Consider the following 12,345-nt stretch of genomic DNA (forward strand, 5'->3'; position numbering starts at 1 on the left):
GGCAAACTAAACGCTTTGACATATAACAAATAACCCCTACAAACCCGCAGCTTTTATCTTGTGGTTATAGCGGCCAAATCGTCATTGCAAGCGCAGACGAGCTTGTTAGAATGCTCGCCCTCCGCTCAAGGCGCTATTTGCGCAAGGCATCGTTTACCGTGACCCAACTCAATCCGCGCCAAAAAGAAGCCGTTCTGTATATTGATGGCCCCTGTCTGGTATTGGCCGGAGCTGGCAGCGGCAAAACCAGTGTAATTACGCGCAAGATCGCCTACCTCATTGAGCAGTGCGATATGCCTGCGCGCCACATAGCGGCGCTCACCTTTACCAATAAAGCAGCGCGCGAGATGAAAGAGCGCGCCAGCAAACTGGTGAAAGGCAGCGCCGCTAAAGGCCTGACTGTATCGACCTTCCACAATCTCGGCCTCAATATTATCCGCCGCGAACATAAAAGCCTGGGGTTTAAACCCGGTTTTTCCATTTTCGACGCTGAAGACGCCCGCTCACTCCTCAAGGAATTGATGCTCAAAGAGGGTGATCTTGATAACGACCATCTCGATCTGGTGCAGCATCAAATCTCCAACTGGAAAAATGATCTGGTAAACCCCGCGCGCGCCTCAAGCATGGCACAGAGTCCGGCCGAGCAAGCTATTTCGCTCATTTACCAGCGCTACAACCAGGCATTGCGCGCCTACAATGCGGTCGACTTTGATGATTTGATCCTGATCCCGGTTGAGTTATTCCAAACCAACGCCGAGGTTCTCGGCCGCTGGCAGCGCAAAATCCGCTATTTATTGGTGGATGAATATCAAGACACCAACTCCAGCCAATACTTGCTGGTGCAATTGATTGTCGGTAACCGTGGCGCTTTGACAGTGGTAGGGGATGACGACCAGTCCATCTATGCCTGGCGCGGCGCACGTCCGGAAAATATGAGTTTACTCAAGCAGGATTATCCGAATTTGCGGGTGATCAAGCTGGAGCAAAATTATCGCTCTACCAGCCGCATCCTGCGCGTGGCCAACCATCTCATCGCCAACAATCCGCATGAATTCGACAAAGCGCTGTGGAGTGACATGGGCTTGGGTGATCCGATCCGCGTACTGCGCTGCAAAAATGAAGAGGCCGAAGCCGAACGGGTAGCGACCGAAATCATCACCCAGCGGTTGCAGAAGCAATACAAATTCCGCGACTTCGCCGTGCTTTATCGTGGTAACCATCAGGCCCGGCTGCTGGAGATGAAACTGCAACATCACCAGATTCCCTACAAAATGAGCGGTGGCTCGTCATTTTTTGCCAAAACCGAGATCAAGGATGTGATGGCTTACCTGCGCCTGATCGTCAATCCGGATGATGACAACGCCTTTTTGCGCATTATCAACACCCCGCGCCGCCAGATCGGCACCAGTACCCTTGAGGCACTTGGCAGCTATGCGAGCGAGCGCGAGATCAGTTTATTTGCCGCTCTGGATGAGATGGGATTGCAGAGCCGCATCCCGGAAAAAAACCTGGAGCGCTTGCAGCGTTTTGCGCATTGGATCAAGCAAGTCACACGCAATTGCGGCGGCGAAAGACCGGTCGATGCAATCCGCGAGATGCTGGCGGATATCGATTACGAAGGTTGGCTGCACCAGAACTCGGCGAGCAGCAAAGCAGCCGAAAAACGCATGGAAAATGTGTTTTACCTGGTCGAATCCCTGCAAAAGACCCTCGATAAAACCGCTAATGACGATGAAGACGACCCTGGTGGCATTGATAAAAAGTTGCGCATTGAAGATGCCATCGCCAAGCTGGTGCTGCGCGATTTGATGGAGCGCCAGGAAGAGGAAGACCTGAGTGATCAGGTGCAACTGATGACCCTGCATGCCTCCAAAGGGCTGGAGTTCCCCCACGTATTTATGGTGGGCATGGAAGAGGAGCTGCTGCCACACCGCAACAGTATCGAAGACAACAATATAGAAGAAGAACGCCGCCTGACCTACGTGGGCATCACCCGCGCGCAACGAACCCTGTCGATGACACTGGCGGGCAAGCGCAAGCAATTTGGCGAAATGAGCGAAACCACCCCCAGCCGTTTTTTGGATGAGCTGCCGTCAGAAGATGTCGAGTGGGAAGGTTTTGGCGAGCAGAGCCCGGAAAAAAATCTGGCAAAAGGTGAAGAAACTTTATCCAACCTGCTCAACCTGTTTGATTAGATCCGCCAGCCCATCATGGCAGTGCACCAGTTTTTCCAGCGTTGCGCAAACTGGCACCTGCCACAACACACTACTTCCACATTATCACGCACTAACCCAGCTCTGCTGCGAGACGATGGGTGTTACCCGTACACCCAATCCGGTTCACATTAATACCCAAACCAAGCCTCATTCCATGGCGTGCCCTGCTGCTTCATCAACATGGTCACCAGTTTGCGCTCGCTGATTAAACTGGTGCGACATAGCGGCCAGAGATGTTGAGTATGACGCTCATGCCCTCGCCACGAGGACGAGGAGCAGTCATTGGAAACACCTAATAAAAAACATTACAACGAGGCCAAGCTATGCACTCCCACAACAATAAACAAACACAACACACGATCACTATAACTCCCGTTTTCCGTCGCTCGCTGTTAGCGCTGTGCATCATGGCGTTGGCAGCGCCAGTAGTTGCGCAGACCGAAGGTAGTGTCGACGAAGTCGTGGTCACCGGCGTGCGCGCCAACTTGCAAAGCGCGCAAGAAATTAAACGCACTGCTGACACGGTAGTCGATTCTATTTCCGCCGCCGACATTGGTTCACTGCCCGACCGCAGCGTACTTGAAGCCATGCAGCGGGTTCCCGGCGTTTCCATCGAGCGTTTTGCGTCCGCCAATGACCCTGACCACTTCAGTACGGAAGGTTCCGGCGCGGTGATTCGCGGTATGAATGCCACCCGCTCGGAATTTAACGGGCGCGATTCCTTTACCGCCAACTCCGGCCGCGGCTTGAGCTTCCAGGATGTGCCGCCCGAGCTGATGGGCGGTGTGGACATCTACAAAAACCAGACCGCCGATATGATCGAAGGCGGGATTGGCGGCACCGTGAGCCTGCGCACCCGCAAGCCGTTTGATTCCGAATCGCGCGTCATCGCTATTTCAGCAGATTATTCCTACGGCGATATGGCCGAAGACTGGACGCCCACGGTATCTGCACTCTACAGCGACCGCTGGAACACCGATGCAGGGGAATTCGGGGTATTGCTCAATATTGCCGATTCATCACTCACCGGCATGTCTAACGGCATCCAGAGTGATGCTTATGTGAAATACGACGCTTCGGTACTTGCGGGTGCCGAGCGTTTTGTCGGTGCTGACGGCAAAGGCAACGTGTGGATGCCAAACGGTTCCAATGCGCTGATGAAAACCGACGAACGCGACCGCCAGGGTTACGCAGCAGCCTTACAATGGAAAAGCGCTGATGAAACGGTGCTCGGCACCTTCCAATATATGCGCTCCGACGCCGAGCTATCCTGGACCGAATATGCCATCAAATACCAGGGCGGCTACTATGACGAAGGCGCAAAGCAGGACGTGCGCCGCACCCGTCCATTAGAGGGCACTGAATTCAGTTTCGATAATAACGGTATTTTTACTGCGGGCACCCTCACTGACTCCGACGGCTGGCGTGCAGCCGACGGCAATACCAACCGCATCCCGCGCGCCTGGGGTGATGATCCGGTCAATATTCCCCAATGGGGCCACATCTTCTCCACCGACACGCGCTACAAAAGCACGCGCACACTGGTGGACGACTACTCGTTCAACCTGAAATTCACCCCCAACGATAATTGGGAGTACTCGCTCGACTTGCAGTACATCGACGCCAATACCGATGATGACGATGTGACCGTGATGCTCGCCACCCATGCGATGCAGGATTACGACACCCGCGGCAGTACTCCGTCACTGACCTTGATCGAACCCTGGAATAGCTTTCGCACCAACAATCCGGACGTGTACGCGACTGGCTTCCCCGGGTTTTCCGGTGATCCTGCGGGCGATAGCAACTATTTCCAGGATCCGACCTCCTATTTCTGGCAGGCTGCAATGGATCACTACGAGCGCTCCGAAGGTGACTCACTGGCAACACGCATCGATATCAAGCACACCCTTGATGACAACTTCATCACCGGCATCAGCGGCGGCTTGCGCTTGGCCGAGCGCGAGCAAACTGTGCGCTCATCGATCTACAACTGGGGTTCGTTGGGGCCGCGCTGGCAGTCCGACATCTACTGGGCCGACCTGGAAAAAGTATCTGACCAGCAATATACCGAAGTTGATTGGAGCGATTTCCACCGCGGCGGCGTGCTGGCCATTCCCGGTAACGGCATGTTGCACGCATCGCCATCACTGGTAAAAGAAGTCATTAACGGGCGTGAATTGCTGGCCGCCGCCGGTTCATTTATCCCGGCGAACAAACGCGCCGGCACCACGGATTACTTCACCCCGTCCGAAGTGTTTGTCACCAAAGAGACTAACGAGGCCGCTTATGTGAAAGTGGACTTTGGCTCCGACGACTACACCTTGCGCTTCAGCGGTAACCTGGGTTTGCGCTATGTGCGCCTGGAGCGCGATGCCCTCGGTTCAGTGCAGTATCCGGATCTGATACCTGACTCAGCCGCTCCGGCAGGCATCAGCCTTCCACTGAACGGCGCTGCGGTAGAAGCCTGGACCGTCCAAGCCAGTCAAGCACTTTTCGATCAGGGTGGTTACACTGATTTGGCTGCTGCACGTACCGCATTGCTTGCGCTGCCTGAATCGAAATGGATCAGCGATCCCAATAACTTCCTGAGCAACGACGAGCGCGGCTTTGGCAACAATGCCTTCACCGTGCAAGGCGCCAACTCCACTTATTCTGCTACCCTGCCCAGCTTTAACCTGAAAGTGGAGCTGACCGATGATTTGATCTCCCGCTTCGCGGTTGCCAAAGCCATCGCCCTGCCGGATATGGAAGCGGTGAAAAACCAGGCCAACCTGCGACCACTGGCAGTGAATATCGAGCAACCGGAGCGCGATCCGTCAAATCCCGATGCCGGTGGCGGTATCACCGGTGCAGATGTTGCCGGTTGGAGCGGCAGCTCGGGTAATCCCGGCCTCAAGCCGATGGAATCAACCCAATTTGATGCCTCGCTGGAGTGGTATTTCGCCAGCGTTGGCTCGCTTACTACCACCCTGTTCTATAAGGATCTCTCCAATTTCTTCGTCTATGGCACCTTCGCGCGGGATTTCACCAACCCGGTTTCCGGCGTAACCCAAACCGTTGACTTGGAAGGCACCCGCAACGGTGGCGATGGCACCATGCAGGGCTTTGAAGTTGCCTATCAACAGTTCTACGACATGCTGCCCGCACCTTGGGACGGCTTGGGTTTACAGGTGAACTACACCTATATCGATGCCAATGGTGTACCTAACGGTGGCGATAGCAGCAGTGATGGTTTTGCCGGCACTCCAACGGATACCGGCGCACGGGTCGATTTGGATAAAGTACCACTGCAAGGCCAATCCAAAGATACTTTCAACCTGGTCGCGATGTACGACAAGGACGACTGGTCGTTGCGGCTGGCGTATAACTGGCGCTCCAAATACCTGCTGACCACGCGCGACGTTATCAGTAAGTATCCGCTGTGGAACGATGCTTCCGGTTTCCTCGACGGCTCGGCGTTCTATAATATCAACGACAACGTAACCCTTGGCTTGCAGTTGACTAACATTGCCAACACCCAAACCAAAACCATCATGATTCTCGATGGTGAAGGTGCAGAAGCGGGCCGCTCCTGGTTCGTAAACGACCGCCGCGCCGCACTGATCCTGAAAGCCAACTTCTAATCGCGGATGGATTAGCTGCCCCAGGGACGGGACAGGTTTGAAAAAACGGCAATAAAAAACCCTCGCCATTGTGGCAATGGCGAGGGTTTTTTATTGGGTGTGCGGGCTATCGAGCGGGCAAATTATTTGCTGTGGTCAATCATGTAATCTACGGCAGCTTTGATTTCGTCATCCGTACAAGCAGCGCACATACCTTTGGCTGGCATAGCATTGAAACCGGTGAGCGCGTGGGTGTAAAGCGTGTCTTTACCCTTGGCAATACGCGGTGCCCAATCGGCAGCGGTGCCGTATTTGGGCGCGCCCATTACACCGGCAGCGTGGCAAGTGGTGCAGAATCCGGAATAGACATCCTGACCTGACTTTGGCCCGGCCGCCGCCGCAGGCGCGGGTGCTGCGGCACACTCATCACCTTGCAGACAAATAGTGCCCACGGGAGCAATACGCGCCTGCACATCGTCGTCTTTAGCGACGGCAGATCCAGCAACCAGGCCGGCAACTAACAGGATTCCAAACAATTTTTTCATGTGGCTCACGGCGTTTTCCTCATTTGTATCAGGCCGCTGAAGCCCTGCTCCAGCATGCCCATTGTAAATTCAGTCGATCGGCGTCGATCGGGGCGGCGCATTATAGCGGCAAATACCCACACAGGCGATGGCAGTATTTAATTGTCGAGCCAAGAATCTTCAGGCAATTTGATCTGCCACGACCAACTGTTATGCTTATTGCCAAGACTTATACCCATTATAGGATTTTGGCAGGTATGGAATATAACAGCGTCACCCTGGTTGCCTATTTTAGCGCGGCGGTTGTTTCTGCCCTGCTAACGATGACCTATCTGTTCCAACTGGTGCGCAAACAAAAATCCTGGCTATTTGCCGGCGCGGCCGCAGTCCATACCTTGCATCTGGGTGCTATCGCGCTTTCCTTTTCAGAATATTCTATTCCGCTGTATTTGCTGATCATTTTTGAATACTTGCACTTTAACGCCTGGGTGTTTTGCATCGGATTGAGCCTCAAGCGCAATTCCCAGCGCAAGCAATTGCCCGCCAGCTTGCAATTATTGTTCAGCGGCGGCTGGCCGATTACTGCTCTCGCTATCGCCATGTTGTTTATCCCCAATATGAACCAGGCGGGATTATCCGTATGGTTTGCGCTGGGGCTCGCCGTCATTGCCCTGGTGAGTGTTGAGCAACTCTACCGGTATGCCGCTGAAAATGATCGCCAGATCAAACTGCTGTGCATGAATCTCGCGGCGATTTTCCTCTATGACATCTACCTCTTTACTCACGCACTGATTTTCAAGGGACTCGACCCCATGCTCTGGCAATCGCGCGCGGCTGTCTCCATCGCCACCTGCCTGTTTATGGCGTTGGGCGGGATGCTGTTGTGGCAGCGCAATGATCGGCCAGCCAATTTTAATCTCTCCCGGCCTATCGCGTTTTACACCACATCGCTGGTCGGTGTCGGTATATTAATTACGGCACTGTCGCTCGGCGGTTACTACGTACGCCTGTACGGCGGTAACTGGGGCACCGTCTTCTACAGTCTTTTACTAGTCGGCGCGGTGTTGCTAATTGCGACCGTATTTATCTCCAGCCGCATTCGCATGAAATTATCGGTGCTGATCAATAAGCATCTATTTCGCTACAAATACGACTATCGCAATGAATGGCTGCGCCTGATCAATTATCTCGCCCAACCGGCCGAGGCAAGTGAAGTCAACCAGCGCGCCTTTTTTGCGGTTGCCTCTACCACTAAAGCGCCCAGCGGCGCCATTTGGCTGCGCAAACAGGGGTTCTACGAACCCGTTTACCGCGCTAATTTGCCCAACTTTGTCGATCTGCAGGAGGAGCCGGTCGATAGCCCTTTTTGCCGCGCCTTCATCGAAGCGGAATGGGTGTTTATCCCCGACAGTGGCGACAACGAAGCGCTCAGCCAACACAATGAATTACTGCCGCACTGGGCGCACAACATCCCTGATCTCTGGTTGATGTTCCCATTGATCGTAGGCGAAGAGTTGGTGGGGTTTATGGCGTTGACCAAACCCGGTGGCGATGAAACCCTTACTTGGGAAGATCTGGATTTATTGAAAACCATGGGTCGCCAAATCGCCAGCTACCTCAAACGCCATCAACAGGCAGAACAATTAGTAGAGGGGCGGCAATTTGATACTTACAACAAACTGGTGGCGTTTATTATTCACGACCTGAATAACCTGATTGCCCAACAGGCGCTGGTCGTGCGCAATGCCGAGAAACACAAAGACAATCCGGCGTTTTTTGAAGATGCGATTAAAACCATCAGCAACTCGGTTGACCGCATGAATAACCTGCTGAAAAAATTGCGCCGCGATGATTCCGATCTGGTGAAACGTTTATCGATCATGGAAGTGATCCATCAAGCCGTCAGCGAATGCCAACAACGCAGTAGCCCTAGATTAAGCGCTGAAATACAACCAACCAATCGCACTATCAATGCAGATCAAGTGCGATTGGTGATGACCATCACCAACTTCATCAAAAATGCGCAGGAGGCCACGCCAGACAGCGGCCAAGTTCATGTTACACTGCAAATCCACAATAACTGGGCGGTCATCACCATTGAAGACACCGGTTCCGGCATGGATTGGGACTTCATCCATACCCGATTATTCAAACCATTTGAGACAACCAAATCCGGCAAAGGCATGGGTATTGGCGTCTACCTGTCGCGCGAATATATTAGTGAGCTGAGCGGCACACTGAACGTCGCCAGCGAACTGGGTGAAGGCACCACTATTACCATCACCCTTCCATTGAACAAGGATTAGCGCAATCGCATGAGTAAGTCGACCATCACCAAACCTATTTTGCTCATCGTTGAAGATGATGCCGGCCTGCAAAGCCAATTGCGCTGGCACTTTGATCAATACGAAACCATAGTCGCAGATAACCGTCAGGACGCTATAGCCGCATTGCGCCTACACGAGGCCTCAGTCATTATCCAGGACCTGGGTTTACCGCCCGATGAAGACGGTGTCGATGAAGGCTTCAAATGCATCCAGGATATCCTGCGCATCTCCCCCAATAGCAAAGTAATTGTCATGACCGGCAAGACCGATCGCGACAATGCACTGCGCGCGGTCGCCATGGGCGCCTACGATTTTTACCAAAAACCGGTTGAGCCAAACACGCTGGATTTGATTGTGCAGCGCGCCTTCCACATCCATGAACTGGAAGATTACAACCGTCGCCTGAGCGTCTTGCAGCAAGAACCGCTGGAAGGCTTAATCACCAACGATCCACAATTACTCAAGATTTGTCGCCAACTCGAAAAAATATCCCCCACCACTGTCACCTGCACCCTGCTCGGTGAAAGCGGCACCGGTAAAGAGGTGATGGCACGCGCAATCCACCAATTGAGCCCCCGCAAAACCAAGCGCTTTGTCGCCATCAATTGCGCGGCGGTGCCAGAGAATCTCATTGAGAGCGAACTCTTCGGCTATGAAAAAGGTGCCTTCACCGGTGCCAACAAAATGACCATTGGAAAAGTAGAAACCGCCAACGAAGGGACCCTGTTTCTCGACGAAATTGGTGATATGCCACTCAATCTGCAAGCAAAGCTTTTGCGCTTTCTACAAGAGCGGGTTATTGAGCGCGTGGGTGGACGATCAGAGATTCCTGTTGATGTACGCGTGATCTGCGCGACCAACAAAAACCTGGAAGAAATGGTAAAGGCAGGCAGCTTCCGCGAAGACTTGTTCTATCGGATTTGCGAGATGACGGTAGTGATTCCGCCGCTGCGCAATCGCCTTGGCGACAAGGTCTTACTGGCACGTCATTTCAAACTCAAATTCGCCAAAGAACATGGACAAAACGTCACCGGTTTCACACCCGATGCCATAGCCGCAATTGAAAACTATGGCTGGCCGGGCAATATCCGGGAAATGGAGAATAAAATAAAACGCGCCGTCATTATGGCCGATGGCAAACATATCACGCGCGAGGACTTAGGATTGGCAGAGGCTGGTGAACTATCGCTGAATTTGCGCCATGTACGGCAGGAAGCAGAGCGAGGCGCCATTTTGCGCGCGCTGAGCATGACCGATAACAATATTTCAGCCGCATCTAAATTACTCGGCGTAACCCGCCCGACATTTTATGACCTCATCAAAAAATATGAAATGACCCAGCAATGCCCTCCTAACTCCACTGACTCTGATGAGTAATTGCTACCACCAAATTCCCCCATATATCTAAAAGATATATGGGGGCCGCTATGTGCGTTGAACCACATATCACACTATGTGAATAGCAAATCCCGAAACTCACAAAAAATCATTATAAAACTGCCGTTTGCTCCTGCAAATGCTAAAAATAGCATTCGGGATAGCCAGCTCATATTGGCCATAATTGTTAAGACGCACTTTTTATAGCGCAGGTATTCGTTAGATGTATAAATGTGGGAAAAAGTTAGCGTCCTGGGCTTCGCTATTGGTATTCACCACCTTACTCACTGCCTGTGGTGGTACAGATTCCAACGACCCCACTACCGATGACGTTAAAAACCCCATCATCAATAACGGAGCCTCCTCCAGCAACGAGGCCACCCTAGTGGCGCAAAGCTCCCAAGCAACCCAACCAAGTAGCGTGGCCGCATCATCCTTACAAGCTATTATTACCCAAGAGAAAGACTCAACTCCGCCGTCAACTACCCAACTTTTGCTCAAGCAGGTCTCCGAAAATAGCATCACCTTGGCTTGGGATAGCGCTACAGATAATGTCGGCGTTAGCACCTATAAAATTGAACGTAATGGCCAACTTATCGCCACATTAAGCTCCCCGGCCTATTTATTCACCGATACAAACTTACAATCCTATGCCGCTTATACATACACAATTATTGCGGTTGACTACTCAGGCAACAGCTCCAGGGCTTCAGCGCCTTTCACTGTGCGCACACTTGGTAATGTCAGTTCAATATCAAGTTCCACCGCGATAATAAGTGGCCCTGCAATCGCACCGGGCTCCATAACTACATCAAGTATCTTCTCCAGTAGTAATGCCAGCCCCAAAGCCGCATCAAGTGCGATTTCAAGCATTGCAGTTAGCTCCAAAGCTGCATCAAGTAGAATTTCCAGCGCGAACTTCAGCTCCAAAGCCTCATCAAACGCAGTATCCAGTTTGAAACTCGCGTCAAGTGCCAGCTCTCGCTCAGCTACCGTGTCAAGCTCAACCTCAAGTGCTGCTGTCAGCTCCAAAGCTGCATCAAGTGCCAGCTCAAGCCCTGTCGCAGACAAAAATAAAGATGCGAAGCAAAATCAGGTCAAAATAGCATGGGAACATCCCAAGCAGAGAGAAAACGGGCGCTTTCTTGAGCTTGGCGAAATCGGGGGATATGAAATCAGATTCAAGCAAGATTCAACTAGCAGTTATACCTACATTACCCTGACCGGAAATTCGATCACCAGTTATGTCACAAGCTTGATTCCGTTGGATAGTATCATCGAGATTGCTGTATACGACACCAATGGTATTTATAGTAGTTACACTCCTATTTCAGCTGTCGCCTTAATACAATAGAGCAGATATGCCTTAAAATGCGGCGGACCGCTTGTCGATAATGTTTACAATATTATTTTCAGCGCCACTTTTGTCGCATATAACAACATGACAAATAAAGACTTTTAATATGTGGCATAAATAATGCTAATGCCCCTTCGCATTATGTTAACCACTCAATCCACATGGAAGGAAATTTGTCATGAAATTCATTTTTAAAACATTTGCTATCGGCAGCATGCTGGCTTTAGCATCGGTAGGCTCACAAGCAGCCTCAATCTCCATTAACTTTAGCGCGAATCCCAACGCTGAAGCTAATTTCCTGGCCTCGTTAGTCGGCCCTAGTGTTACCGAAACTTTTGACAGCCTCGGCACAGCCCCCGGGAGCATTGGTGCAGGCCACCAAAACAATTGGGAAAACCGCTCAAGCTCATTTGTTACTGCAGTAGGTACATTTACTTTGGTAACTCCAGGACAAAATGCAGCAGCAGGCAACCCATATAATGGCGACCTGATGATTGAAAGTCGTAAAACCGGTGAATTTGGCCGTGAAGCGCTTTCTACCAGCGCTACCGACCTATGGCTGGACAGCAACGATGCCAAATTAGTAACCTGGACGCTTGGCGCACCGCTGACCGGCAGCTTTAATGCATTTGGCTTCTATATTTCTGATGCAACTGACCAAGGCGCAACCCTGACCCTCAATTTTACCAATGGTACCTCTGCCCAAGTGGTGCTTCCTGCATTCAATACCAACGGCAATGTTGGCTATGTGACTGTTGTCAGTGATCTAAATATTGTTAATGGTGTACTCGACTTCATCAATAGCAATGGCACTGATGGCTGGGGTATTGATGATGTAACAGTTGGTAGAGTGCCAGAGCCAAGCACTTTGCTTCTGATGGGCTTGGGCTTATTGGGATTAGGTGCTGCGCGTCGTCGCAATGCTGCCTGATTAAAGCA

Annotated in this window: 7 protein-coding genes; 6 read left to right on the top strand and 1 reads right to left on the bottom strand. The window is 51.9% G+C overall.

The genetic code is table 11. The features are described from left to right. Nucleotides 1-158: 158 nt before the first annotated feature. Together rep and AC1RJL_RS14510 are read left to right on the top strand one after the other, a co-directional pair. Nucleotides 159-2,195, top strand: coding sequence for a DNA helicase Rep (rep, locus tag AC1RJL_RS14505; RefSeq protein ID WP_492915718.1), 2,037 nt, complete (start codon nucleotides 159-161; stop codon nucleotides 2,193-2,195). A 344-nt stretch (nucleotides 2,196-2,539) separates the two neighbouring features. Next, on the top strand, nucleotides 2,540-5,842 hold the full coding sequence (locus AC1RJL_RS14510) for a TonB-dependent receptor (protein ID WP_492915241.1): 3,303 nt from the start codon (nucleotides 2,540-2,542) through the stop codon (nucleotides 5,840-5,842). Nucleotides 5,843-5,964: 122 nt separating this feature from the next. Here the strand turns inward: AC1RJL_RS14510 and AC1RJL_RS14515 are convergent, their stop codons facing one another. Next, the gene (locus AC1RJL_RS14515; protein WP_492915720.1) at nucleotides 5,965-6,366 is read right to left on the bottom strand and encodes a c-type cytochrome; all 402 of its coding nucleotides are present in this window, start codon (nucleotides 6,364-6,366) and stop codon (nucleotides 5,965-5,967) included. A gap of 236 nt (nucleotides 6,367-6,602) precedes the next feature. Here AC1RJL_RS14515 and prsK point away from each other — a divergent pair, with 236 nt between their 5' ends. From prsK to AC1RJL_RS14535, 4 genes are all read left to right on the top strand, one after another. Beyond that, on the top strand, nucleotides 6,603-8,651 hold the full coding sequence (gene prsK, locus AC1RJL_RS14520) for an XrtA/PEP-CTERM system histidine kinase PrsK (protein ID WP_492915243.1): 2,049 nt from the start codon (nucleotides 6,603-6,605) through the stop codon (nucleotides 8,649-8,651). Nucleotides 8,652-8,660: 9 nt separating this feature from the next. Further along, entirely contained in the window at nucleotides 8,661-10,049 is a 1,389-nt protein-coding gene (prsR, locus tag AC1RJL_RS14525; protein ID WP_492915245.1) for a PEP-CTERM-box response regulator transcription factor, read from the top strand. A gap of 223 nt (nucleotides 10,050-10,272) precedes the next feature. Further along, complete coding sequence (locus tag AC1RJL_RS14530) at nucleotides 10,273-11,403, top strand: fibronectin type III domain-containing protein (protein ID WP_492915247.1); 1,131 nt, start codon at nucleotides 10,273-10,275, stop codon at nucleotides 11,401-11,403. Between the two features lie 181 nt (nucleotides 11,404-11,584). Next, a complete protein-coding gene (locus AC1RJL_RS14535) occupies nucleotides 11,585-12,337 on the top strand; it encodes a PEP-CTERM sorting domain-containing protein (RefSeq protein ID WP_492915249.1) in 753 nt (250 codons plus the stop codon). Nucleotides 12,338-12,345 lie beyond the last annotated feature (8 nt).

The organism is Cellvibrio sp. GW822-FHT04B05, from assembly GCF_058800985.1.

Coding starts and splice junctions, on each gene's coding strand:
- AC1RJL_RS14535 (WP_492915249.1), top strand. CDS start 11,585: ATGAAATTCATTTTTAAAACATTTGCTATCGGCAGCATGCTGGCTTTA.
- prsK (WP_492915243.1), top strand. CDS start 6,603: ATGGAATATAACAGCGTCACCCTGGTTGCCTATTTTAGCGCGGCGGTT.
- AC1RJL_RS14510 (WP_492915241.1), top strand. CDS start 2,540: ATGCACTCCCACAACAATAAACAAACACAACACACGATCACTATAACT.
- AC1RJL_RS14530 (WP_492915247.1), top strand. CDS start 10,273: ATGTATAAATGTGGGAAAAAGTTAGCGTCCTGGGCTTCGCTATTGGTA.
- AC1RJL_RS14515 (WP_492915720.1), bottom strand. CDS start 6,366: ATGAAAAAATTGTTTGGAATCCTGTTAGTTGCCGGCCTGGTTGCTGGA.
- prsR (WP_492915245.1), top strand. CDS start 8,661: ATGAGTAAGTCGACCATCACCAAACCTATTTTGCTCATCGTTGAAGAT.